Below are 24,965 nucleotides of genomic sequence, written 5' to 3' on the forward strand. Positions count from 1 at the left end.
AATGGAGCGATTGCGGGGTCGCCGTACCGCTTCCGTTATTTTTTGAATGGATCGATAAGGTTCGCTCAACCGATCGTCATCAAATTAGCATTGCCCCCTGCTGCTGCTGTATTCACGCTCACCGAACGCTCCGTCAGCAGACGTTCGAGCGCGTAATCTTCCTCGCCGCTTTCCAGTGCCCGCGCGGCGACGCCCTGCACCGAGACGATCGGTCCCGAACGTTTCGCGACTTCCTTCACCAGCGCGAGCAGTTCGTCGCTGTCGCCTTCGAACAGCACGGCATCGAAGGCGGCGTCGGCGTTCTTGCGTACGCTCGCGTGCTGCTTCAGCGCGGCGGGTAGTGCCGCGACGAGTTGCTCACCGGCCGCACCTTCGAACAACGCGCGGTTGCCGGTGGCCAGCGCCGCGGCGAACTGCACACGCGCGCCGCTCGCGGTGGTCGGTACACACAGCACCGTGCCGCGTGCGCTGAGCGTGTACGTGTTGCGCTCGCCGGTCGGCCCTGCCAGCACCGCGGTCGCGCCGGCCAGTACGTGCGCCAGATACGCTTCGCAGCGCGCCGCCAGCGCGGCTTCGCGCTCGCCGATCAGCCAGTCGCGCAGCGTAGTCAGCGCGGCTTGAGCGGACGGCACAGAGTGTGGATTGTCGCTGTTTTCCGCTGTTTGCGGTGCGTCCACCATGAGCGTCTGGGCGAGCGACTTCGGCAGGCCTGCTGGACGCGTCGCCAGCAGCCGCTGCAGATACAGCGCGCCGCCTGCCTTCGGACCGGTACCCGACAGCCCTTCGCCACCGAACGGCTGTACCCCAACCACCGCCCCGATCACGTTGCGGTTCACATAGATGTTGCCGACATGCGCCCGGGCAAGCACGTGCGCAATCGTCTCGTCGATACGCGTATGAATGCCGAGCGTCAAACCATAGCCGGTCGCGCGGATTTGTTCGAGCAGCTTGTCGAGCGCGCTGCGGCGATAGCGCACGACGTGCAGCACGGGACCAAACACTTCGCGCTTCAGTTCGTCGATGCTGTCGAGTTCGATCAAAGTGGGCGGAACGAACGTGCCGTGCGTACCGCCGTCGGGCATCGAGAGTTGAACTACTTTGCGACCCTTGTCGCGCATCGCTGCAATGTGTGCATCGATACCGCGCTTCGCTTCGGCGTCGATCACCGGACCGACATCCACCGACAAACGATCCGGATTGCCCACCGCGAGTTCGCGCATCGCGCCGGTCAGCATGTCGAGCGTGCGGTCCGCAACATCATCCTGCAGACACAGAACGCGCAACGCCGAACACCGTTGACCAGCCGAATCGAACGACGACTGCAGCACGTCCGCGACGACCTGTTCCGCGAGCGCCGACGAGTCGACGATCATCGCGTTCTGGCCGCCGGTTTCGGCGATCAAGGGGATCGGGCGGCCGTCGGCGTCGAGGCGGTTCGACAGGGTTTTGTTGATCAGGCGCGCGACTTCCGTCGAACCGGTGAACATCACCGCACGCACGCGTGCATCGGCAACCAGTGCTGCGCCGACCGTTTCGCCATCGCCCGGAAGCAGTTGCACCGCGCCCGCCGGCACGCCGGCTTCGCGTAGGATGCGCACGGCCTGAGCGGCGATCAGCGGGGTTTGTTCGGCGGGTTTCGCGAGTACGGTGTTGCCGGCGGCCAGCGCCGCGGCCACCTGGCCCATGAAGATCGCGAGCGGGAAATTCCACGGGCTGATGCACACCACCGGACCGAGAGGCCGGTGCGTGTCGTTCGAAAACTCGCTGCGGATCTGCGTCGAGTAGTAGCGCAGGAAATCGATTGCCTCGCGGATTTCCGACACCGCGTTTGCCAGCGACTTGCCCGCTTCGCGCACGACGAGACCCATCAATGTGTGCATCTGAGCTTCGAGCAGATCGGCGGCGCGCGCAAGGCAATCGGCGCGCGCTTCGACCGGCGTCGCTTGCCAGATCGGTGCGGCGGACACGGCGTGCGTCAGTGCAGCGCTAACCTGTTCGGCCGTCGCATCGACGACGGTGCCGACCAGGTCGCGATGATCGGCGGGATTGCGCACGTCGCGCGCTGCACCGTCGGGGATCGCGTGATCTTCGAGCATCGGCGCGGCGCGCCACGGATGATGCGCACTCGCCAGCAACGCCGACGACAGCGACGCAAGCCGGTGTTCGTTCGACAGATCGAGGCCCATCGAATTGACGCGCTCCGCGCCGTACAGATGGCGCGGCAACGGAATCTTCGCGTGCGGTGCGCCGAGCGGCACGACCTTCGTGGCTTCGTCGACCGGATCGGCGATCAGCTCCTTGACCGGCACGGATTCGTCGGCGATGCGGTTCACGAACGACGTATTTGCGCCGTTCTCGAGCAGACGGCGCACGAGGTATGCGAGCAGTGTTTCGTGCGTACCGACCGGTGCATACACGCGGCACGGCCGGTTCAGTTTTCCAGCGGAGAGCGGTCCGGTCACTTCTTCGTACAGCGGTTCGCCCATGCCGTGCAGGCACTGGAATTCGTACTGGCCGGGATAGTAGTTCTGCCCAGCGAGGTGATAGATCGCCGCCAGCGTGTGCGCGTTGTGCGTCGCGAACTGCGGGTACACCGCATCGGGTGCGCTGAGCAGTTTCTTCGCGCACGCTACGTACGACACGTCGGTGTAGATCTTGCGCGTGTACACCGGATAGCCTTCGAGCCCGTCCACCTGCGCGCGCTTGATTTCGGTGTCCCAGTACGCACCCTTCACGAGCCGCACCATGATGCGGTGACGGCTGCGGCGCGCCAGATCGACGATGTAGTCGATCACGAACGGGCAACGCTTCTGATACGCCTGCACGACAAAACCGATGCCGTTCCAGCCCGCCAGCTCCGGATCGAAGCACAGCGCTTCGAGCAGATCGAGCGAGATTTCGAGGCGATCCGCTTCTTCGGCGTCAATGTTCAGGCCGATGTCGTAACGGCGCGCGAGGATGGCCAGCGCGCGCACGCGCGGCAGCAGCTCGCTCATCGTGCGTTCGTGCTGCGCGCGCGAATAGCGCGCGTGCAGCGCCGACAGCTTGATCGAGATGCCCGGGCCTTCATAGATGCCGCGGCCGCCGGCAGCCTTGCCGATCGCGTGGATCGCCTGTTCGTACGATGCGTAGTAGCGCTGCGCATCGGCTTCGGTCGTCGCCGCTTCGCCGAGCATGTCGTACGAGTAGCGGAAGCCGCGCGCTTCGTACTTGCGGCTGTTCGCGAGCGCTTCGGAAATGTTTTCGCCCGTGACGAACTGTTCGCCCATCAGGCGCATCGCCATGTCGACGCCCTTGCGGATCAGCGGCTCGCCGCCCTTGCCGATCATGCGCGTCAGCGCCGACGACAGACCCGTCTCGCTGTTCGTCGTGATCAGCTTGCCGGTGATCATCAAGCCCCAGGTTGCGGCGTTGACGAACAGCGACGGCGCCTGGCCGACGTGCGACTTCCAGTCGCCCTTGCTGATCTTGTCGCGGATCAATGCATCGCGTGTGGCGCGGTCGGGAATGCGCAGCAGCGCCTCGGCGAGACACATCAGCGCGACGCCTTCCTGGCTCGACAGCGAGAACTCGTGGATCAAACCTTCGACGCCGCCGCCCGAACGCTTCGCACGCAGTGTCTCGACGAGTCGGCCGGCCAGCGCCTCAACCTCGCTGGCGAGATTCGCCGGCAAACGCGCCTGGCCGATCAGGAACGGCACGCACTCCGGCTCGGGCCGGCGGTACGCGGCTGTGATCGCCGCGCGCAGTACCGATTGCGGCTGCACGTTCTGCGCAAATTCGAGGAACGGATGGGAGGCGCCGTCTTCTTCCGCCTCGACGCTGGCGGCATCGGTCAGTTCGGTCGAACCGTGCGTGCCGGATAGCTCGGCGGGCAACTGGCCGTGCTCGATTTTCTCGAGGTAAGCGAAGATCGCCTGCTTGATCAGCCAGTGTGGAGTGCGTTCGAGACGGGTCGCGGCATCTTTCAGCCGGGTGCGCAGGAGGTCGTCGACCTTGACGCCAAGGGTGGTGCTAGCCATGTTTCCTTCTGTACGGGCCAGCTGGACGGACGCCGGCCAAAGACTAAAAAGTTGGCCGAATCGTACGCCTCCTAATAAAAAGGTGCAACCAGTCCACTGCTGCGGTTGCACCATCGCCAAACCTTTGCTGGGTAACGGTTTGTGCCGAACCGCATGGCGCGGTCCGGTGCAGACCGTGATCGGGATTTACCCTGGCGGTTTTCTTGAGGGTTGCCCTCAACCGGAATGGCTGTTCGGCCGTTATACAGATCACACAGAACACGCCCATCAGCGTGCAGAAGGCCGTCTCGGGGAACAGTGAAATGGAAAAGTGGGTGGTAATTGCAGGTATCTGGGCGATGTGCGCGCTCTGCGCCATCTTCTTTATTCGCGGTGCGACTTGCTCCGCGACGCGGCGGGAGGCCGAGCGGGAGGCGCGTAAGGCGCCGGCGAGGTTGGGGGCTGAGGTTCCGGCGGAGCGTTGAAGCGGTCAGTCGCGCCCTGCGGCGTGTGCGTTACGCGGTGAGTGGGCTGAACTGGCCACAGGTATCGTCGGGCGAGACGAGCTGGTCGTGCACGCGGCACAGCCGGCTGCTAGCGACGCTCGCGCCGAAGCCGGAGCCGAACACCACCAGGCCAGGGATCTTCTGCTCCAGAACGTGACGGTCGTCGGCGCGGTGACGGCAGGCGGCGCAGTGCGCATCATGCGGCGCCGCGAAGGCTTCGCCGCCGTGGGCGGTTGCCGTCGCCGCATGCGCCGCGTTGTTTGTCACGCCCCTCATCCCTGCCCCAGACTATTCCAGTACGGCGCAAACACATGCGCCGACAGCACATAGCCGATCACGATATTCACTGCGACCCCAGCCGTGAACGCGAGGAACGGACGCACGCCGGTGGCAGTCAGCGACCGCAGCCGCGTCGTCAGCCCGATGCTGAAGAAGCAGAAGATGAACGCCCAGGTGCGCAGCGCTGTGATCGGTGCGACGAATTCCGGAGTCACGACCTTGCGGTAATCCACCAGCGAGTAGTGCCGGGTAATCCACGTCACCAGCAGCGACGCGATCACGAAACCGATCACGAACTTCGGAAAGCGCGCCCAGATCTCGCCGGCATCGACTTTCGCTTTCACGCCCGTAGCGTCGGTGTCCCAGCGCGTCGTCGCGACGATCGCGAGCACGAACGCCCAGACGCCGATCCAGATATCGCGGCCGACCACCTTCATCAACGTGAATGCCTGCAACGCTGCATCGGGCGCACCGGCGATCGTGCTGCCAGCCTGCTTCGCCAGATCACCGTATGCCTGCGCGGCCGCGATGCCGGCGGCATCCGCGAACTCGGAGGTGCCGATCCACGCGCCGCCGACGGCCGTCGACAGACCGAGCGCACGCGACGCAAACGGCAGCACAAAGATCATCACGATCGCCCACGCGATAACCAGCGTAATCGCCACCGATGCCTGCTCGCGTTTCGCCCGCACCGCGCCGGCAATCGCAATCGCGCCCGACACGCCGCACACCGCGCCGCCCACGCCAAGCACTGCGGCGAAGCGATGTTCGAGGCCGAACGCTCGGCCGGCGAAGAAGATCACGAAGAACGTGATCAACGACACGATCGTCGCCTGGCCGATCGCGACCGGACCCGCCCACACGATCAGCGTGAACGGCAACGTCGCGCCGAGCAGCACGATGCCGACCTTGATATAAAACTCGACGCGCAGGCCGGCCTTGAACCATTCCGGCAGCGTGAACACGTTCGACACGATGAGACCGAGCACCAGTGCAACGAGCGGCGGCTCGAGGTCGTACTTCGAGGCGTTGACCCACGCGCCGAGCACGAAGATCAGCACCGAGACGACGAAGAGAATCAGAAACGACGGCAGGAAGTGCGCGAGGCGCTGTTTCAGCGCGGCAAGACTCACGCCGAACAGCACGGCAAAGCCGACGAACAACGCGACATAGTTCGGCAGATGTTTTGCCAGATCGCCGGCGGCCTGCTCGACGCTCGACCATTTGGCCGGTGCAACCGCGATCCATTTGATGCTGCTACCCGAGGCGAACAACGCCCATGCAATCAGGATAGTCAGCAGGCCGACCCAGACGGCCCACCAGTCTTCGGTGGAAAAGAGACCGCCGCCGCGTGTGCTGTGGGCGGTATCGGCGGCCGGCTGCGCGTGCGCCGGCAGACTCTGGTTGGTGTCGCTCATCGGCAATGCCCCGGAAAGTAGTAGATCGTCGGCGCGCTGATGGAAGATGAATTGTTGTGGAAAGTGCAGCGAAACATGCGCCGATTCGGCGAAATATAGTTGAGCCGCAGTCGAAAACGAAACGACCTTTCGCTCTATGAATATGACTTAAAGGGATTAGCCGGCGTGTTTCTGCGCGGGTTGTGCGGCTGTTTATGCAGATCAGATGTCGAGCGGATCGACTTCGAGATTCCAGCGCAGCACGCCCTTCAATGCGCGCAGCATCGGTTGCCATGCATGCAGCGTCGCCTGCAGCGCGCCGCGCGATGCGCTCTCCACCAGCAACTGCGCGCGATGCACGTGCATCACCTTGACGATCGTCATCGGTACGGCGTCGTAGACGGTGACCCGTTCCGCCGACGGAATCTCCGTCAGCGCCGCCGCAGCCTGCTGCAGGAACGCAAGCGCCGCTTCGAGCGTGCGCCCCTCGGCGCGCAGCAGCGCCTGGTAGACGAACGGTGGCAACTGGGCGTCGCGCCGCTCCGATAGCGTCGACGTGGCGAAGCCGACATAGTCGTGGCGCGCCAGCGCGTGATACAGCGCGTGCCGCGGATAACGGGTCTGCACGAGCACCTCGCCGGGCAGTCCGGCGCGCCCGGCCCGGCCGCTGACCTGCATCAGTTGCGCGAACAGCCGCTCGCTGGCGCGGAAATCGTGCGAGAACAGCGCGGTGTCGGCATTCAATACGCCGACCAGCGACACGCGCTGAAAATCGTGTCCCTTCGCGATCATCTGCGTGCCGACGAGGATATCGACTTCGCCCGCGTGCACATCGGAAAACAGCGCCTGCGCACTGCCCTTGCGGCGCGTGCTGTCGGCATCGATGCGCAGCACGCGCGCGCCGGGCACCGCGGTCGCGAGCGTCTCTTCGACGCGCTGCGTACCGCGACCCAGCGGTGCGATATCGACGTTGCCGCAATCGGGACAGGCGCGTGGAATTCGCGATTCCCAGCCGCAATGGTGACAACGCAGTGCGCGTTCCGGTTTGTGCAGAACGACGTAGGCGCTGCAACGCGGGCAGCCTGCAACCCAGCCGCAGGCGTCGCACGACAACACCGGTGCATAGCCGCGTCGGTTGAGGAAGACGAGGCTTTGCTCGCCGCGCTCGAGCCGCGTTCGCAGTGCGGCAAGCAGCGGCCCCGACAATCCTTCCACCGATGCCCGGCCGCGTCGTCGCTCTTCTTCGAGGTCGATCAACCGCACCGACGGCAGCACCGCGTCGGCCACGGCGCGGCGCGATAGCGTCAGACGTCGGTAGCGACCTTGATCCGCCTGCCACCAGCTTTCGAGCGATGGCGTTGCGGAGCCGAGCACCACCGGTACGTCGAGCTGCTTGGCGCGCCACACGGCGAGATCGCGCGCCGAGTAGCGCAAACCTTCCTGCTGCTTGTACGCAGGGTCGTGTTCTTCGTCGACGACGACCAGCGCCAGATTCGGCAGCGATGCCAGCACGGCGAGCCGCGTGCCGAGCACGATGTGCGCTCGGCCGGTGTGGGCGGCGAGCCAGTTGCGCGCCCGCTCGCCTTCCGCAAGGCCGCTGTGCAGCGTGACGATCGCGCTGTCGGGCAACATCGCGAAACGTGCGCGAAAGGCCGCTTCGAACTGTGGCGTGAGGTTGATTTCCGGGACCAGCACGAGGGCTTGCGCGTCGGGTCGTCTTGCGAGCAGATCGGCTAGTGCGCGCAGATAGACCTCGGTTTTGCCACTGCCGGTTACGCCGTGTAGCAGGAACGATGCGAAACCCTGGGTCTCGCGGATTGCGTCGACGGCGGCGGCTTGTTCGTCGGTGAGGGTGGGGAGCGTCGGGGGAGTGTCGAGCTGCGCGGTCGGTGTGTGCGCGGCCGTCGCGGCCTGCGTTGCGCCCAGCGCACTGGACCGTTGAAGTGCATTCAATTCCGCAGGTGCGCTATATCCCGCCGCGGCTTCGATCACATCGAGCGCAACCCAGCCTTCCGCGCACCACGCGTCGAGCGTAGCGATTGCCTTCGGATGAAGCGCGCGCGCCTCGGCCGCCGACAGCGTGCCGGCTTCAGTAAGCGCCGCAGCAAGACGCCGCAGCGCAGTGGCGCGCGCCGGCACCGCATCGGGCAACGCGATGCTGCCGGCCGGCAGCAAGCGATACCGCTCGTCGGGGGCGAGCAGGCGCGCCCATCGCGACGCATCGCGCAGTGCCTGCGGCAGCGCAGGCAACGCGACCTCGCCGAGACCGCGCTGATAATAGTCCGCGGCAAAGGTGGCGAGCGCGAGCCAGTGCGCCGACAACGGCGGGCAAGCGCTGCAGAGATCGTCCACCGCCCGCAGCCGCTCAGGCGGAACGTCCGTGTCAGTGGTCACTTCGCACACGAGCCCGACCACCTGACGCTTGCCGAACGGCACCGCGACGAGCATGCCCGGCGCCGGCGCAAAGCGCTCGTCGCAGCGGTAGTCGAAGAGGGTCGGCAGCGGGTGATCGAGCGCGACGCGGACGAATCTCGGGCTCACTCGCTTGCCGCCGCCCGTTCGCAGTCCCCGGACAGCGCTCCCTGCGAACCGGTGAGATACCTGCCGAAGTTAAAGTAAAACATCACTTTCAGCGCTAAGTTTTGGATTCGGCTGAACAATTGCCATCCGATCAATGCCTGTGGATAACTTTGTTAAGAACTCTGCTCAGAAGCGCGGAAAACGGCGTCCGGCCGGCCTCCTATCGGATTTCACACGGTTTTGCCTACCTCGCGGAAACCCTTGCCAGTCAAGGGATAGCCTCAAAACGCACTTGACTTGCAACGATTATCGAGCGATGAAACCTTCTACCGCGCCGCAACGAGAGGAATGTGTATAAGTCAAGTCTTGACAACTGCAAATGACCGCCCGGCGGCCCCGGTAGGGCCGGTTCACCCTTAGGGTGAGAGCCCGCGTCACCGCATCGCAACAAAAGCGTCATGTACTCAAGACGCATTCGCACCCGCGCCAGCCGATGCAGCACGCATCGCCCGGCTATGCCGGTGCACTTCGTCGACGAGTTCGGCGACATTTTCCGGCGGTGTGAACTGCGAGATGCCGTGCCCGAGATTGAACACATGCCCCGGATGATCGCCGAAGCTGTCGAGCACCGCACGCGCTTCGCTGCGAATCGCCGACGGCGGCGCGAACAGCACGGAGGGATCGATGTTGCCTTGAAGCGCGACCTTCGCACCGACGCGCTCGCGTGCCTGCGCGAGATTGACGGTCCAGTCGAGGCCGACCGCATCTACGCCCGTCGCCGCGATATCTTCCAGCCAGAGGCCGCCGCCCTTCGTGAACGTGATGACCGGCACACGCTGGCCATCGTGCTCGCGCTTCAGCTGCGCGACGACCTGTTCGATGTAGTGCAGCGAAAAGCGTTGATAGATGCCGTCGGCGAGCGCGCCGCCCCAGGTGTCGAAGATCATCACGGCCTGAGCGCCCGCTTCGATTTGCGCGTTCAGATAAGCGGCCACCGCCTGCGCGTTGATCTCGAGAATGCGGTGCATCAGGTCGGGACGGCTGTACAGCATCGACTTCACGGTGCGGAAATCGTCGGAACCGGCGCCTTCGACCATGTAGCACGCGAGCGTCCACGGGCTACCGGAGAAGCCGATCAGCGGTACGCGCTGACGGCCCTGTGCATCGGTCAGCGCGCGGCGGATCTCGCTGACCGCGTCGGTCACGTAGCGCAGCGTGGCATCGATGTCGGGCACGGCGAGACGCGCAACGTCGTCTTCGGTCCGCACGGGGCGCGCGAACTTCGGCCCCTCGCCGGCGGCGAAGTCGAGGCCGAGGCCCATCGCATCGGGGATCGTCAGGATGTCGGAGAACAGGATCGCGGCGTCGAGCGGATAACGATCGAGCGGCTGCAGCGTGACTTCGGTTGCGTAGGCGGGGTTCTTCGCGAGGCCGAGGAAGCTGCCGGCTCGAGCGCGCGTCGCGTTGTACTCGGGCAGATAGCGGCCCGCCTGACGCATGAGCCAGATCGGCGTGTAGTCGGTCGGCTCGCGCAGCAGCGCGCGCAGAAAAGTATCGTTGAGAAGTTGATGGGCCACGTTGCGCACGACAGAAGGCAAAGAGGCATTTTACCGGACGTGGCTCGGGACATCGTGATTGATGTGCGGGATAAGTTGAGGCATTCGGTGTGGCGCTTGGGTGTTGGTCGGAGATTTTCATCGCTATATTGCCGGGCTATGATCAGCGGCCTTGTTGCATACGACAAACGATAAGCCTCGCATGGGAGCCGGTTAGCGCACTGGCGCGCTAACCTGGACTGGATCGACACGGAGACCCGATGAAAAAGATTCGCGCATTTGCGGTACTCGGCGCACTGTTGTGCGCCGGTGCTGTGTCAGCCCAAACCGCACCTACGTCGTCGGCGGCGACCGCCCCCGCCGCAGTACCGACGTCGCGGCTCGACGACATCCTCGCGCGCGGCACATTACGCGCGTGCACCACCGGCGACTACAAGCCGTATTCGTTCCTCAGGCCAGATGGTCAGTTCGAAGGTATCGACATCGATATGACCAACTCGCTGGCGAAGTCGCTCGGCGTGAAGGCGGAGTTCGTCAAAACATCGTGGTCGGGTCTGATGAACGACTTCATCGCGAAGTGCGATGTCGCCGTGGGCGGCGTATCGACAACGCTCGACCGGCAGCGGCGCGCGTTCTTCACGCAGCCATATCAGATCGACGGCAAGGCGCCGATCGCGCGCTGCGACGACGTGGCGAAATTCCAGACCGTCGCGCAGATCGACGAGCCGTCGACGCGCGTGATCGTGAATCCCGGCGGCACCAACGAACGCTTCGCGAAACAGTATTTCCCGCACGCAACGCTGACCGTCTATCCCGACAACGTGACGATCTTCAAACAGATCCTCGCGGGCAAGGCCGATGTCATGGTGACCGACGCTTCGGAGACGCTGCTGCAGCAAAAATTGAACCCCGGACTATGTTCGGTACATCCGGACAAACCATTCCAGTACGGAGAGAAAGCGTGGCTCGTGCCGCGCGGCGATGTTGTGTTCCAGCAGTATGTCGACCAGTGGCTACATCTGCTGCAGGCGACCGGCGAGTATCAGGCGATCTCGGATAAGTGGTTGAAGTGAGCGTCTGGGTGACATCACGAAGCCGGCTAACGCTGGCTTTTTTTCGCGTATGAATGGCCACGGGCGATGCTCTTGCCGAGTCTGCGCCGGTAGGCAAATGCCGAAAACACCGCCCAGGCATGCCACCCGCATTTTTTTCTTCACCTTCTCGAAACGCCGCGATCCGCGATGCATCGCAACAGTGCATCTTTTATTTCAGTTTGATAAGAATCCTGCCTGTCACGGATCAATCACTCACGATGCTGGCATGTCTTTCCATGCAATTTTTTAGCTCGTTTAACCGTCTGGTGAACACCTCTCTATGCTTCACAGATCGTATTAGTCGAATCACTTCAAGCGCCTGTTTAAGCATCGGTAAAAATGATGTTTTAAACCTTTTTAAATGGAAAAAAATCCCGGAGAGCCTTATCTGGCGGGCGTTACAACCTGAAACACTTTGTTACCGCGCTCATAGGTTTATTCGCCCACAATGCCTTTCAACGGTTCCAACACGGATGTGGCCAGGTGCGTAGTGTGAGCGGACATGAAGCACTTGCCGGTCGGCGTATGCCGAAGCCCTGCGAAGGGGCATCCCTGCTGGATTCGTGGTCGACGTTATTGCGTCGTTCCCCGGTTCCTCCATTGGTCTCCTCGCGCTAACCCCGTAGCGTGTGGTTTTTAGCGGGCTCCAGGCCCGCTTTTTTTTCGCCCAGCCAAACGTTTGCGTCTAACGTTTGTGCCGATCGAAGTTCGTGTTTGCATGCGGACTCCGGTCACACCTGACGTCGCTCCAATCGAGCTTCGCTTGCCACACTGGCCGCGCATATTGCGCGGCCTTCGCGCTTATGCAGTCTTGTCTTCCTTGATCTGCAGCTCGCGCATCATCCGCTCGCGCATGACGAACTTCTGTACCTTGCCGGTCACCGTCATCGGTAGTTCGTCAACGAAGCGGATGTACTTCGGCACCTTGTAGTGCGCGATCTGTCCGCGACAGAATTCCTGCACTTCTTCCGCTGTGGTCTGCTCGCCGGGACGCAGCACGACCCACGCGCACACTTCCTCGCCGTACTTTGCATCGGGCACGCCGAACACCTGCACGCTCTGGATCTTCGGGTGACGGAACAGAAACTCTTCGATCTCGCGCGGATAGATGTTCTCGCCGCCGCGAATCAGCATGTCCTTCAGGCGACCGACGATATTGCAGTAGCCCTCGGCATCGAGCGTCGCGAGATCGCCGGTGTGCATCCAGCCATCGACGATGCTCTCGCGCGTCTTCGTCTCATCGCCCCAATAGCCGCGCATCACTGAGTAGCCCTTCGTGCACAGCTCGCCGGTCTCGCCGACGGGCACGATGTCGCCGAGCGCGTCGACGATCTTCACTTCGAGATGCGGCTGGATGCGACCGACCGTGGTCGTGCGTTTGTCGAGCGGATCGGTAGTCGAACTCTGGAACGACACCGGGCTCGTTTCCGTCATGCCGTACGCGATCGTGATCTCGGCTAGATGCATCTTCGATACGACGCGCTTCATCGTCTCGATCGGACACGGCGAGCCTGCCATGATGCCGGTCCGCAGACGCGATAAGTCGTAGCTCGCGAAGTCGGGGTGATCGAGTTCGGCGATGAACATCGTCGGCACGCCGTGCAATGCTGTGCAGCGCTCTTCCGATACCGCTGCGAGAGTCGCCACTGGATCGAACGCTTCGCCTGGGAACACCATGTTCGCACCAACCGATACGCACGCCAGCACCGCGAGCACCATCCCGAAGCAGTGATACAGCGGCACGGGAATACACAGCGCGTCCGCTTCGCTCAGCCTCATCGCCAGCGCGATATAGCGCGCGTTATTGACGACGTTGCGATGCGTCAGCGTGGCTCCCTTTGGATTGCCGGTCGTGCCGCTCGTGAACTGGATGTTGATCGGATCGTCGGCGTGCAGCGTTGCGCCGATCGCATCGAGTTTCGCTGTATCGAGCGTCGCTCGCCCCTGCTCGACCACCTCGGAAAAACTCAACATGCCCGGCGTTTCGGTATCGCACATGCGGATCACGATACGCAGCTCGGGTAATCGAGCGGCGTGCAGATCGCCGGGCGTTGCGCTCGCGAGTTCGGGCGCCAGTTCCTGCAGCATCTCCAGGTACATCGACGTCTTGAAGCGCTCCGCGGCGATGATCGCCTTGCAGCTCACCGCGTTCAGCGCGTATTCGAGTTCGGCCAGCCGGTAAGCCGGATTGATGTTGACCAGCACGGCACCGATGCGCGCCGTAGCAAACTGCGTGAGCAACCATTCGACACGATTGGGCGACCAGATGCCGACGCGGTCACCGGCACCGATACCGAGCGCGAGCAACCCGGCCGCCAGCACATCGATCTCCTGCGCGAATTCGCGCCACGTCCAGCGGATGCGTTGCTCGCGGAACACGACGGCGGGCCGGTCGGCGAAACGCGTCACGGTGTCGTGCACGAAGTGCGCGATCGTAGCGTCGCTAAGCGGGATCTCCGTCGAGCCGCGCACATACGACAGACCGTCTTTCGGTTCGATCAATGCGCCGTCACCTGCGATTTGCGTTGCCATGATGTCGTCTCCAGGGAGGAGTCCCGCTCGATTAACCGAGAGCTTCCTGCAATGATTTTGAAACCGATTCTGCCACTGCGGGACGACCTGGCGGCATCAAGTCTTACCCGCGGTATGCGCACATCGCATCAGATCACATCGCACCGCGTCGCACGAACACCTTTCCGTAATCGTCAACTACAGGCGAAAAAAAAGCAGCCACGCAGGCTGCTTTTCTTCAATGCGATTACGTCAGTGCTGACCGCGCAATTTGCGCAAACGCTGAATTGCCGCGAGCTGCGCCGTCGCATACGCCAGTTCCGCCTGAGCGGTCGCGTATTCGAGGTTCGAGCCCGTGTTCTGCAGCGCCTCTTCCGCGCGCTTGCGAGCCTGTTCGGCTTTCGCTTCGTCGAGATCCTTGCCGCGGATCGCCGTGTCGGCCAGAACCGTCACCGCGCCCGGCTGCACTTCGAGAATGCCGCCGGCGACGAACACAAACTCTTCTTCACCGTTTTCCGCTTCGATACGCACCGCACCCGGACGAATCCGCGTGATGAGCGGCGTGTGACCCGGCAAGATGCCGAGCTCGCCCGCTTCGCCCGGCAGTGCGACGAATTTCGCCTGGCCCGAGAAGATCTGCTCTTCCGCGCTGACGACGTCTACCTTGATGGTTGTCATTTCCTGTCGACTCCTACTGGGTTAAGCGTAGACCATGAGCACCGGCGTTGCGGTCGGCACGTGGATCGTGCTGACCGCGCGAGGCCGGCGCCCGCTGCGTTACACCCAACCTTTACTGGATCTTCTTGGCCTTTTCGAAGGCTTCGTCGATCGTGCCGACCATGTAGAACGCCTGTTCCGGCAGATGGTCGCATTCGCCGCCAACGATCATCTTGAAGCCGCGGATCGTTTCCTTCAGCGGCACGTACTTGCCCGGCGAACCCGTGAACACTTCCGCAACGTGGAACGGCTGCGACAGGAAACGCTGGATCTTCCGGGCACGTGCGACGGCGAGCTTGTCTTCCGGTGCCAGTTCGTCCATGCCCAGAATCGCGATGATGTCGCGCAGTTCCTTGTAGCGCTGCAGCGTTTGCTGCACGCCGCGCGTGATCGAGTAGTGCTCTTCGCCGATCACGTTCGGGTCGATCTGACGCGAGGTCGAATCGAGCGGGTCGACTGCCGGGTAGATGCCCAGCGAAGCGATGTCACGCGACAGCACGACAGTTGCGTCAAGGTGGCCGAAGGTCGTAGCCGGCGACGGGTCGGTCAAGTCATCCGCAGGGACGTACACGGCCTGCACCGACGTGATCGAGCCGGTCTTGGTCGACGTAATACGCTCTTGCAGCTTGCCCATTTCTTCAGCCAGCGTCGGCTGATAACCCACGGCCGACGGCATCCGGCCGAGCAGTGCCGACACTTCGGTACCGGCCAGCGTGAAACGGTAGATGTTGTCGACGAAGAACAGCACGTCGAGGCCTTCGTCACGGAAGTGCTCGGCCATCGTCAGGCCGGTCAGCGCCACGCGCAGACGGTTGCCCGGCGGCTCGTTCATCTGGCCGTACACCAGCGCGACCTTGTCGAGAACGTTCGAGTCCTTCATTTCATGATAGAAGTCGTTCCCTTCGCGGGTACGCTCGCCCACACCGGCGAACACGGAGTAACCACCGTGTTCCTTCGCGATGTTGTTGATCAGTTCCATCATGTTGACGGTCTTGCCCACGCCCGCACCGCCGAACAGACCGACCTTGCCGCCCTTTGCGAACGGGCAGATCAGATCGATAACCTTGATGCCGGTTTCGAGCAGTTCGGTGGACGGCGACAGTTCGTCGAACGCCGGAGCCTTCTGGTGGATCGAGCGCGTCTTTTCGCTCGAGATCGGGCCAGCTTCGTCGATCGGGCGACCCAGCACGTCCATGATCCGGCCGAGCGTTGCCTTACCGACCGGCACGCTGATCGGCTTGCCGGTGTTCTTCACCACCACGCCGCGGCGCAGGCCGTCGGATGCGCCCAGACAGATGGTCCGCACGACGCCGTCGCCCAGCTGCTGCTGGACTTCGAGGGTCAGTTCCGAACCTTCGAGAATGAGAGCGTCGTAGATCTTCGGCATGGTTTCACGCGGGAATTCCACGTCGATCACCGCGCCGATGCACTGTACGATCTTGCCTTCTACCAAAGCAGTAGTACTCATCGCTTTTCCTTTAGATACTTGATTCTTTACTCGCGCAAAGGCGCAGTTTCGAGACGTTTATTCCGGCTTCCCGCCTGGTCGTACCGCGGGGTCAGACTGCCGCAGCGCCGCCGACGATTTCCGACAGTTCCTTCGTAATCGCGGCCTGGCGGCTCTTGTTGTAGACCAGTTGCAGTTCGTTGATGACGGTCTTCGCATTGTCCGAAGCCGCCTTCATCGCCACCATGCGGGCCGACTGTTCCGACGCCATGTTTTCCGCTACGGCCTGGTACACCAGCGCCTCGACGTAGCGCACCAGCAGTTCGTCGACAACGGTTTGCGCGTCCGGCTCGTAGATGTAATCCCACGAGGTTTTCGGCGTTTCGCTGTTCGACTCCGGCTGGCTGTCGAACTGTTCCGCCGACAACGGCAGCAACTGCTCGATCACAGGCTCCTGCTTCATCGTATTGACGAAGCGCGTGTACGCGAGGTACACCGCCGAAACCTTGCCTTCCGAGTACATGTCGAGCTGAACCTTGACCGCGCCGATCAGCTTTTCGAGGTGCGGCGTGTCGCCAAGCTGCACGACGTTCGACACCACCTTCGCACGCAGACGGTTCAGAAAACCGAGACCCTTGCTACCGATCGCCGTGGCTTCGATAGTCTGGCCCTGGCCTTCCAGTTCCTTGAATTTCTGCAGCGACGCACGCATCACGTTCGTGTTCATCCCGCCACACAGACCTTTATCGGTCGTGACCAGGATGAGACCGGCCGTCTTCGCGCCTTCATTCGACACCATGAACGGGTGACGATACTCCGGGTTCGAACGGCTCATGTGCGCAGCGATATCGCGGACCTTGTCGGCGTACGGGCGAGCAGCGCGCATGCGCTCCTGAGCGCGGCGCATCTTCGATGCAGCCACCATCTCCATCGCTTTCGTGATCTTGCGCGTGTTTTGCACGCTCTTGATCTTGCCGCGAATTTCCTTCATTCCAGCCATTGCTTGCTCCTTGTCGACCTGAGTCAGCGCTTGAGCTGTCGACCCGGGTTCGCGCTTTAGCGCGCTACCCGGGTCTCATGCAGAGCACTTACTCCAGTCCCATGATCAGTAAGCGCCGGACTTCTTGAAGTCTTTGAGAGCCGTATGCAACAGGGCTTCGTCGTCCTTCGAGAGTTCCTTGGTGTCTTCGATGCGCTTGATCAGGTCAGCGTGGCTCGTCTTCAGGAATTCGCGCAGGCCCTTTTCGAACGGCAGCACCTGTGCAACTTCCAGATCGTCGAGGTAACCGTTGTTCGCTGCGAACAGCGCGACAGCCAGTTCCCACACCTGCAGCGGCTGATACTGCGGCTGCTTCAGCAGTTCCGTCACGCGGCGGCCGCGTTCGAGCTGCTTGCGGGTCGCTTCGTCGAGGTCCGATGCGAACTGCGCGAATGCGGCCAGTTCACGATACTGCGCGAGGTCGGTACGGATACCGCCCGACAGCTTCTTCACGACCTTCGTCTGAGCCGCACCACCCACGCGCGATACCGACACGCCGGCGTTAATAGCCGGGCGGATACCTGCGTTGAAGAGGTCGGTTTCCAGGAAGATCTGGCCGTCGGTAATCGAGATCACGTTCGTCGGAACGAAGGCGGTCACGTCGCCGGCTTGCGTTTCGATGACCGGCAGTGCCGTCAGCGAACCGCTCTTGCCCTTCACTTCGCCGTTCGTGAACTTCTCGACGTAGTCTTCCGACACGCGAGCCGCACGCTCGAGCAGACGCGAGTGCAGATAGAACACGTCGCCCGGGTACGCTTCACGGCCCGGCGGACGGCGCAGCAGCAGCGAGATCTGGCGGTAAGCCCAGGCCTGCTTGGTCAAATCGTCATATACGATCAGTGCGTCTTGACCGCGATCGCGGAAGTATTCGCCCATCGTGCAGCCGGCGTACGGTGCGAGGTACTGCATCGCAGCCGATTCCGACGCCGACGCAGCGACGACGATCGTGTATTCGAGCGCGCCCGTTTCTTCGAGCTTGCGCACCACGTTCATGATCGACGAAGCCTTCTGGCCGATCGCGACGTAGATACAGAAGAGATTCTTGCCCTTCTGGTTGATGATCGCGTCGACGGCAACTGCGGTCTTGCCGCACTGGCGGTCGCCGATGATCAGCTCGCGCTGGCCACGGCCAACCGGCACCATTGCGTCGATCGACTTCAGACCCGTTTGCACCGGCTCCGACACCGACTTACGCCAGATCACGCCCGGCGCGATCTTTTCGATAGCGTCGGTCTTCTTTGCGTTGATCGGGCCTTTACCGTCGATCGGGTTGCCGAGCGCATCGACCACGCGGCCGAGCAGTTCCGGACCCACCGGCACTTCGAGAATGCGGCCCGTCGTCTTGACGATGTCGCCTTCCGAGATGTGTTCGTACTCGCCCAGAATCACGGCGCCGACCGAGTCGCGCTCGAGGTTCAACGCGAGACCGAACGTGTTGCCCGGGAATTCGAGCATTTCGCCCTGCATCACTTCCGACAGGCCGTGAATACGCACGATACCGTCGGTCACGGAGATCACGGTGCCCTGGTTGCGAACGTCTGCGCTCGCTTCAAGGCCCTGGATCCTGCTCTTGATCAGCTCGCTGATCTCAGAGGGATTGAGTTGCATTATTCGCTCCTGATAGTCAATTCTGTTGCGTGCCAGCCGCGTACGCGCTGCAGGCGCTTCAAGCGGTAAGCGCCGTCTGCATACTGGCGAGCCGTGCGCGAACCGAGGCGTCGAGCACTTCGTCGCCAACCGTCACGCGCACGCCGCCGATCAGCGACGCGTCGACCTCGACGGTCGGCTTCAGCTTGCGTTGGAACCTGCGTTCAAGACTTGCGATGAGGTCGTTCAACTGCGCGCCTTCAAGCGGAAACGCGCTGACGATCGACGCATCGGCTGCGCCTTCGCGAGCGTTCTTCAACGCTTCGAACTGCGTGGCGATTTCCGGCAGCAACTGCAGGCGATGATTGTCGACCAGCATCTGCACCAGATTCTTCGCCTGCGCGTTGTCCTTGAGCGGCGACTTCACCGCGGACAGCAGCAGCTCGCTGACCTGCGCACGGCTTACTTTGGGGCTCGTAGCGACCGACAGCACTTCGGGCAGACGCGCAACCTGTGCCAGCTCCTGCACGAGCGTGGACCAGGCGGCGATGTCACCAGCTTCGGCCACGCCAAACAGCGCTTCTGCGTACGGACGGGCGATGGTTGCAAGTTCGGCCATGATCAGAGCTCGGCTTTCAGTTGATTCAGCAGGTCGGCATGCGCCGACTGGTCGACTTCGCGCTTCAGGATCTGCTCTGCGCCTTTCACGGCGAGTGCGGCGACTTCGCCGCGCAGCGTTTCGCGTGCCTTCACGACTTGCTGCTCGGCATCGGCCTTGGCCTGCGCGACGATGCGGGCTGCTTCGGCATGCGCCTGAGCCTTGATTTCGTCTGCGACCGATACTGCGCGCTTTTCAGCGTCAGCGATACGTTGTTGACCGTCATTGCGCGCCTGCGCGAGTTCCTGGTCGACACGCTTGTGAGCCGCTTCGAGCTCCGCCTTGCCTTTTTCAGCAGCGGACAGACCGTCGGCGATCTTCTTCGAGCGTTCGTCGAGCGCTTTGATCATCGGTGGCCAGACAAACTTCATCACAAACCACGCGAGGATCAGGAACACGACCATTTGCGCAAACAAGGTTGCGTTGAGATTCACGGTGTTTCCTTAAACGTTACTGGTTCGGAAAGTGAAACGGCAAGGCGCTCATCGATTCATTGCCCGATCAGCGCCTAGTACCCGTTCCGCCCTGCGCCTCATCGACTGGCGATCAGGCGCACACTTCCGAGGAACCTCAGCCTGCTACCAGCTTCGACAGCAGCGGGTTCGCGAACGCAAACAGCATTGCCACACCAACGCCAATCAGGAACGCCGCGTCGATCAGACCAGCCAGCAGGAACATCTTGGTTTGCAGCGGGTTCATCAGTTCAGGCTGGCGCGCACATGCTTCGATGTACTTGCCGCCCATCAGGCCGATACCGATACAGGCGCCGACAGCACCCAGGCCGATGATGATGCCGATACCGATGGCGGTCAGACCCTGGATGTTGGCGATGAAAGCTTGCATGATCACTCCTTTGTGAAAAGTCTTTTTGGAACTGGGATTTAAAAAAAACTAAAACGATTCTTTTATCCGACAAGCCACTGTTTAGTGGCTGTCGTGTGCCTGGCCGATGTACACCAGCGTCAGCATCATGAAAATGAACGCCTGCAACAAAACGATCAGGATGTGGAAGATCGCCCACACGCTGCCTGCAATGACATGGCCGACGAAGCCAAGCACCGTCGTGTCCGCGCCGAAGGTCCAGAGGCTGCCGAGCAGGGCAATCAGCAGGAACAGCAGTTCGCCTGCGTACATGTTGCCGAAGAGCCGCAGGGCAAGCGAAACCGTCTTCGCGACGAACTCGATGATGTTCAGGAAAAGGTTCGGGATCCACAGCAGCGGATGTGCGCCGAACGGAGCGGACAGCAGTTCGTGCACGAAGCCGCCGACGCCCTTGATCTTGAAGTTGTAATAGATCATCAGCACGAACACGCCGAGCGCGATGCCGAACGTGCCGTTCAGGTCAGCGGTCGGGACGATGCGATGATGGGGAATGGCTTCCGACAGACCGAGCCAGCCGATGACGTGGCCGGGGAGATCGACAGGGATGAAGTCGAGCGAGTTCATCAGCGCGACCCAGACGAAGACGGTCAGCGCGAGCGGCGCGATAAACGCGCGATTGCCGTGGATGATGGATTTCGACTGGTCTTCGACGAGTTCGACGAGCATTTCGATCGCGCACTGGAAACGTCCCGGCACGCCCGACGTCGCCTTGCGTGCTGCAACTGTCAGGATCGCGATGGTGGCGAGGCCGCACAGGATCGACCAGAACAGCGTGTCCAGATTCCACACGTGGAAATCGATGATCGACGTCTGGTGCGAGGTGGAAAAGTTCTGCAAGTGGTGCGCGATGTACTCGGACGGATCCATCGCGTGCGTGCCTTCGCTAGCTGCCATATCGTTAATGCCACCCAAATTGTCGAAAATCGGTTCAGGCCGTTCCGGGCGCCGTTAGGCGCCTCGGGGAACAGACCTGCGCGAGTCGAGTCGCGTCGTATTGCAGCCGCGCGCCTCTTGCCGGTGCTGTGCACCGGCTCATTAGTTTGTTACGTCGTCACCGCAAGGCGAGCGCGATCCAGTACGTCTTCAGCGCGATGAGGTAGGTCACGAGCAGCGGGATCCACTGAACGTCGTGATACCGGAAAGCGATGCCAACAAACATCGCAATCGTCACCCCCATCTTGAGCGCTTCGCCGACCATCCAGCTCATCGCTGTCGCGGCGCCACTCAGTGTTTTCAGACGTGCCGCGAACAGCGCGCTCGGCACCCAGCAGATCGCTCCCCCAGGAACGCGGACAGCGCAGCGGCGCCCGGCGGCTTGAAGAAAAGCCACCACAACAACGTCGCACCCAGGGACAAAACCATTTGCGCAGCCACAACCCGAAAAGGCGTAACGCGCGATGGACGACTCACATTGGGGCCAAACAGTTTTTCTGCTTCAGCCCGCGTGAGCGGAACGATATTTTTATCCTCTTGCTCGGCATCCCACGCGTCTTCATGCGACACGGGGTTTGCACCGGACGACGCGGCAGAAACATCATGCGCTGCGCGGTGTTCGTCGTGCCTTTGGTTCGGCGCTTGACCCGCCATCGCAATCTTCCGCAAAGTCCTGTTCCAGCCCGCGAGGCTTACGCGCTACTTACGGGGTTGCCTAGCAAATAAATCCGGGCGATTGTAAGCGATAGTTGCAGGCAATTCAAGACTTTAGGCCCGTCAATCGCCTAGGTGAAACGTCGCTTCACGATACGGAAGAAACGGCTTGACAAGGTTACGGGCGGTGTCTGTAAGGCGGCGTGCTGTAAAGCCGCTCCGGTCTTGTGCGGTCTCCTGTTTTCACGCGAATTCGTGCGAGTGTGCCGCGCAGGCGATGTCAGAAATGCGACAGCAGAAAACCGCCGGCCAGTCCGCTCAGCAGCCAGAACGGCAGCGAGTAAAGGTGAAAGGCGCCCCACATGCCGCGCTCGCCCGATAGCCGCACGGCAATCAGGTTGGCGAGCGAACCGATCGCCAGGCCAAAGCCGCCGACGCTGACGCCGAACGCAAGCGCACGCCAGTCGCGGGTGAATTCGGCCAGCATGATCGCGGCCGGCACGTTGCTGATGCCCTGCGACAAAATGGCGCTGGCGGCATAAGCGCGCAGCGGCGTCGTGAGTCCGAGGTGGCTGACCGTTTCATGCACGGCCGGCAGCGCTGCGACGCTGCGCAGCACGACGAACATGAACACGACGATCAGCAGCAACAGCCAGTCGATCTTCAACACGATCTTCGGGCGCCACGCGAGGAAACCGATCGCGACGCCTGCGAGGCCGATTCCCGCGTGGCGCGCATCGGCCAGCACGACGAACGCGGCAAACAGCAGCACGGCCACGCCGAGCAGACTGCGGTCGACGGGATGCGCGTCGATGTCCTTCGACAGATCGAGCGGTACTGCGCGAAACGCGAACACCGCGAGCAGATAGAGCAGCGCCATCAGCACCGCGCACAGCGGCGCGAGCGCCCAGACGAAAGCGCCAAACGACACGCCGCTCGTTTGCCAGAGAAACAGATTCTGCGGATTACCCAGCGGCGTCAGGACCGAACCGGCATTCACGGCCAGCGCAATGAAGATCACGAGGCGCCTGAGCGGCAGCGGCGTCAGTTGATGCAGCGACAGTGTCAGCGGGATGACGACGAAAAGCGCGACGTCGTTGGTGAGCAATGTCGACAGCGCGGCCGCGAGGCCGATCAGCAGGCACGCAAGACCACGTTCCGAGTGGATGTGATGGACGACCCGATGCGCGAGCCACATCAGGAATCCCGACCATTCGACAGCCTTCGTCAGGATCAGCAACCCCGCCAGCGTCAGCACGGTCTGCCAGTCGATCAGCGCCGGCAGCGCAGTCCATGGCTTCGGATGAAACAGCTGCAGGGCGATCAGCGCGACGACGAGTACCGACAGTACCGGCTCCTTCGTCGCGAGCCCTAGCAGCCTACGCAGGACAGGCTGAGGCGCCCTGTCGGCGCTGGCGTTATCCTGCACGGCGTACGGTCATCACGCGGCAGCGTTGCCGCGCAGTCGAACGAGAATCCCTTCGAGCGCGTCGAGATCGCCGAAATCGATGGTGACATGGCCGCGGCCGCGCCGGCCGAGCTTGATTTTCACGGTCGACGCGAGCAGATCCGACAGCTCCTCTTCGAGTCTGCGTGTATCGCGCCCACCGTCGTTGGCCACGCGTGCCTTGACCGCCGGGGCCGCCTTCGTCGTCGCCGTCACGAGCTTCTCGGTCTCGCGCACCGACATCCGCTTGTTGACCACCTGGTTCGCGAGTGTGATTTGCGTGGCTGCGTCGACGGCGAGCAGCGCGCGTGCGTGGCCCATGTCGAGATCGCCGGCGAGCAACATCGTCTGCACCGGCGCCGCGAGATTCAGCAGGCGCAGCAGGTTCGACACGGCACTGCGCGAGCGCCCTACCGATTCGGCCGCCTGCTCGTGCGTGAAGTTGAATTCATCGAGCAGCCGCTGGATGCCCTGCGCTTCTTCAAGCGGATTCAGGTCTTCGCGCTGGATGTTCTCGATCAGCGCCATCGCGGCGGCGGTATGGTCAGGCACGTCCCTGACCAGCACCGGCACCTCGGAGAGACCCGCCAGCCGGGCCGCGCGGAAGCGCCGCTCGCCAGCGATGATCTCGTACATCTCTTCGTTCACGGGCCGCACGAGGATCGGCTGCATCAAACCCTGCGCGCGAATGCTCGCGGCCAGTTCCTGCAACGCACCCTCGTCCATCCGCGTACGCGGCTGATACTTGCCAGCCTGCAATTTACCGAGCGGCAGCACATGCGGCGCGCTATCGATCTTCACCGCTTCAGTGATATCCGCGCTACCGCCCAGCAACGCTTCCAGCCCGCGGCCCAGCCCCTTCTTTCTTGCTACTGCGTTCATCGTGCTTCCTCGATCCGCTTGGGATGCATCGCCGCGCGTCAAAGCGCGCGGACCCGTTCAATCATTTCCGCGCCGAACTGCACGTAGGCCTGCGCGCCACGCGACGCGCGGTCGAACACCACGCCCGGCAAACCGTAGCTGGGCGCCTCTGCCAGCCGTACGTTGCGCGGAATCACGACGTCGAACACCTTGTCGCCGAAATGCTCCTTCAACTGATCCGATACCTGCTGCTGCAGCGTGATGCGCGGATCGAACATCACGCGCAGCAAGCCGATCACTTTCAGGTCGCGGTTCAGGTTCGCGTGCACCTGCTTGATCGTATTCACGAGATCGGACAGGCCCTCGAGCGCGAAATATTCGCACTGCATCGGAATCACCACGCCGTGTGCGGCGCACAGGCCGTTCAACGTCAGCAAGGAAAGTGCCGGCGGGCAATCGATCAGTACGAAATCGTAGTCACCGGTGACATGCTCGAGCGCGTTTTTAAGCTGGCGCTCGCGGTTCTGCACACTGACCAGTTCGACTTCGGCGCCGGCCAGTTCGCGGTTGGCCGGCAACACGTCGTACAGGATCGCTTCGGGCCGCACACGTGCATCCGCGATCCGAACACCGTCGACGAGCACTTCGTACACCGTGCTCTCGCACGCCGACTTATCGACGCCGCTGCCCATCGTCGCGTTGCCCTGCGGGTCCAGGTCGATGAGCAGAACACGTTGTCCCTGCGATGCGAGGCTCGCGGCGAGGTTGACTGCTGTCGTCGTCTTGCCGACGCCGCCCTTCTGGTTCGCAACGCAGAAGATTTTTGCCATCGTTGGTGTGTCCCTTTTCGACCCTGGATGATTGGAATAATGCGGT

18 protein-coding genes and 1 pseudogene are annotated in these 24,965 nt (G+C 62.5%); 1 reads left to right on the top strand and 18 read right to left on the bottom strand.

Annotated features, from left to right (window positions below):
• Positions 1-65 precede the first annotated feature (65 nt).
• The 5 genes from putA to hemE form a co-directional block, all read right to left on the bottom strand.
• Complete coding sequence (gene putA / locus FNZ07_RS33115; protein WP_091017080.1) at positions 66-4,022, bottom strand: trifunctional transcriptional regulator/proline dehydrogenase/L-glutamate gamma-semialdehyde dehydrogenase; 3,957 nt, start codon at positions 4,020-4,022, stop codon at positions 66-68.
• A 494-nt stretch (positions 4,023-4,516) separates the two neighbouring features.
• The gene (locus FNZ07_RS33125; protein WP_245811669.1) at positions 4,517-4,774 is read right to left on the bottom strand and encodes a hypothetical protein; all 258 of its coding nucleotides are present in this window, start codon (positions 4,772-4,774) and stop codon (positions 4,517-4,519) included.
• A 5-nt stretch (positions 4,775-4,779) separates the two neighbouring features.
• Entirely contained in the window at positions 4,780-6,204 is a 1,425-nt protein-coding gene (locus tag FNZ07_RS33130; protein ID WP_091017075.1) for a YeiH family protein, read from the bottom strand.
• Between the two features lie 201 nt (positions 6,205-6,405).
• Entirely contained in the window at positions 6,406-8,724 is a 2,319-nt protein-coding gene (locus FNZ07_RS33135; protein ID WP_091017073.1) for a primosomal protein N', read from the bottom strand.
• 443 nt (positions 8,725-9,167) lie between these two features.
• Positions 9,168-10,280, bottom strand: a complete 1,113-nt coding sequence (gene hemE / locus FNZ07_RS33140) for a uroporphyrinogen decarboxylase (RefSeq protein ID WP_091017576.1) — start codon at positions 10,278-10,280, stop codon at positions 9,168-9,170.
• A 239-nt stretch (positions 10,281-10,519) separates the two neighbouring features.
• Here hemE and FNZ07_RS33145 point away from each other — a divergent pair, with 239 nt between their 5' ends.
• Positions 10,520-11,332, top strand: coding sequence for a transporter substrate-binding domain-containing protein (locus FNZ07_RS33145; protein ID WP_091017070.1), 813 nt, complete (start codon positions 10,520-10,522; stop codon positions 11,330-11,332).
• Between the two features lie 822 nt (positions 11,333-12,154).
• On the opposite strand, the gene FNZ07_RS33150 is transcribed toward FNZ07_RS33145, so the two are convergent.
• From FNZ07_RS33150 to FNZ07_RS33210, 13 genes and pseudogenes are all read right to left on the bottom strand, one after another.
• Positions 12,155-13,885, bottom strand: a complete 1,731-nt coding sequence (locus FNZ07_RS33150) for an AMP-binding protein (RefSeq protein ID WP_091017068.1) — start codon at positions 13,883-13,885, stop codon at positions 12,155-12,157.
• 231 nt (positions 13,886-14,116) lie between these two features.
• A complete protein-coding gene (locus tag FNZ07_RS33155) occupies positions 14,117-14,542 on the bottom strand; it encodes a F0F1 ATP synthase subunit epsilon (RefSeq protein ID WP_091017066.1) in 426 nt (141 codons plus the stop codon).
• Positions 14,543-14,654: 112 nt separating this feature from the next.
• Positions 14,655-16,049, bottom strand: coding sequence for a F0F1 ATP synthase subunit beta (atpD, locus tag FNZ07_RS33160; protein ID WP_091017064.1), 1,395 nt, complete (start codon positions 16,047-16,049; stop codon positions 14,655-14,657).
• A gap of 91 nt (positions 16,050-16,140) precedes the next feature.
• Positions 16,141-17,028 carry a F0F1 ATP synthase subunit gamma gene (gene atpG / locus FNZ07_RS33165; RefSeq protein ID WP_091017062.1) on the bottom strand — a complete coding sequence of 296 codons (888 nt, stop codon included), beginning with the start codon at positions 17,026-17,028 and terminating at the stop codon, positions 16,141-16,143.
• 105 nt (positions 17,029-17,133) lie between these two features.
• Positions 17,134-18,675, bottom strand: coding sequence for a F0F1 ATP synthase subunit alpha (gene atpA / locus FNZ07_RS33170; protein ID WP_091017059.1), 1,542 nt, complete (start codon positions 18,673-18,675; stop codon positions 17,134-17,136).
• Positions 18,676-18,733: 58 nt separating this feature from the next.
• Complete coding sequence (locus FNZ07_RS33175) at positions 18,734-19,273, bottom strand: F0F1 ATP synthase subunit delta (protein ID WP_091017058.1); 540 nt, start codon at positions 19,271-19,273, stop codon at positions 18,734-18,736.
• A 2-nt stretch (positions 19,274-19,275) separates the two neighbouring features.
• On the bottom strand, positions 19,276-19,746 hold the full coding sequence (locus FNZ07_RS33180) for a F0F1 ATP synthase subunit B (protein ID WP_091017057.1): 471 nt from the start codon (positions 19,744-19,746) through the stop codon (positions 19,276-19,278).
• A gap of 136 nt (positions 19,747-19,882) precedes the next feature.
• Positions 19,883-20,155, bottom strand: a complete 273-nt coding sequence (gene atpE, locus FNZ07_RS33185) for a F0F1 ATP synthase subunit C (RefSeq protein ID WP_091017054.1) — start codon at positions 20,153-20,155, stop codon at positions 19,883-19,885.
• An 81-nt stretch (positions 20,156-20,236) separates the two neighbouring features.
• Complete coding sequence (gene atpB, locus FNZ07_RS33190) at positions 20,237-21,088, bottom strand: F0F1 ATP synthase subunit A (protein WP_091017051.1); 852 nt, start codon at positions 21,086-21,088, stop codon at positions 20,237-20,239.
• Positions 21,089-21,245: 157 nt separating this feature from the next.
• Positions 21,246-21,781 (bottom strand): annotated as a pseudogene (locus FNZ07_RS33195) (ATP synthase subunit I).
• 280 nt (positions 21,782-22,061) lie between these two features.
• Entirely contained in the window at positions 22,062-23,210 is a 1,149-nt protein-coding gene (locus FNZ07_RS33200; protein WP_407670695.1) for an SLC13 family permease, read from the bottom strand.
• A gap of 12 nt (positions 23,211-23,222) precedes the next feature.
• A complete protein-coding gene (locus FNZ07_RS33205; protein ID WP_091017046.1) occupies positions 23,223-24,110 on the bottom strand; it encodes a ParB/RepB/Spo0J family partition protein in 888 nt (295 codons plus the stop codon).
• Positions 24,111-24,148: 38 nt separating this feature from the next.
• Positions 24,149-24,919, bottom strand: a complete 771-nt coding sequence (locus FNZ07_RS33210) for a ParA family protein (protein ID WP_091017044.1) — start codon at positions 24,917-24,919, stop codon at positions 24,149-24,151.
• Positions 24,920-24,965: the final 46 nt, after the last annotated feature.

Origin of the sequence: Paraburkholderia megapolitana (assembly GCF_007556815.1) — a bacterium.
Classification (GTDB): domain Bacteria; phylum Pseudomonadota; class Gammaproteobacteria; order Burkholderiales; family Burkholderiaceae; genus Paraburkholderia; species Paraburkholderia megapolitana.

Bases quoted from the DNA above. Each gene is read 5' to 3' on its own strand.
- putA (WP_091017080.1), bottom strand. From the start codon at position 4,022: ATGGCTAGCACCACCCTTGGCGTCAAGGTCGACGACCTCCTGCGCACC.
- FNZ07_RS33210 (WP_091017044.1), bottom strand. From the start codon at position 24,919: ATGGCAAAAATCTTCTGCGTTGCGAACCAGAAGGGCGGCGTCGGCAAG.
- atpB (WP_091017051.1), bottom strand. From the start codon at position 21,088: ATGGCAGCTAGCGAAGGCACGCACGCGATGGATCCGTCCGAGTACATC.
- FNZ07_RS33145 (WP_091017070.1), top strand. From the start codon at position 10,520: ATGAAAAAGATTCGCGCATTTGCGGTACTCGGCGCACTGTTGTGCGCC.
- FNZ07_RS33130 (WP_091017075.1), bottom strand. From the start codon at position 6,204: ATGAGCGACACCAACCAGAGTCTGCCGGCGCACGCGCAGCCGGCCGCC.
- FNZ07_RS33205 (WP_091017046.1), bottom strand. From the start codon at position 24,110: ATGAACGCAGTAGCAAGAAAGAAGGGGCTGGGCCGCGGGCTGGAAGCG.
- FNZ07_RS33150 (WP_091017068.1), bottom strand. From the start codon at position 13,885: ATGGCAACGCAAATCGCAGGTGACGGCGCATTGATCGAACCGAAAGAC.
- atpA (WP_091017059.1), bottom strand. From the start codon at position 18,675: ATGCAACTCAATCCCTCTGAGATCAGCGAGCTGATCAAGAGCAGGATC.
- atpD (WP_091017064.1), bottom strand. From the start codon at position 16,049: ATGAGTACTACTGCTTTGGTAGAAGGCAAGATCGTACAGTGCATCGGC.
- FNZ07_RS33155 (WP_091017066.1), bottom strand. From the start codon at position 14,542: ATGACAACCATCAAGGTAGACGTCGTCAGCGCGGAAGAGCAGATCTTC.
- FNZ07_RS33175 (WP_091017058.1), bottom strand. From the start codon at position 19,273: ATGGCCGAACTTGCAACCATCGCCCGTCCGTACGCAGAAGCGCTGTTT.
- atpG (WP_091017062.1), bottom strand. From the start codon at position 17,028: ATGGCTGGAATGAAGGAAATTCGCGGCAAGATCAAGAGCGTGCAAAAC.
- atpE (WP_091017054.1), bottom strand. From the start codon at position 20,155: ATGCAAGCTTTCATCGCCAACATCCAGGGTCTGACCGCCATCGGTATC.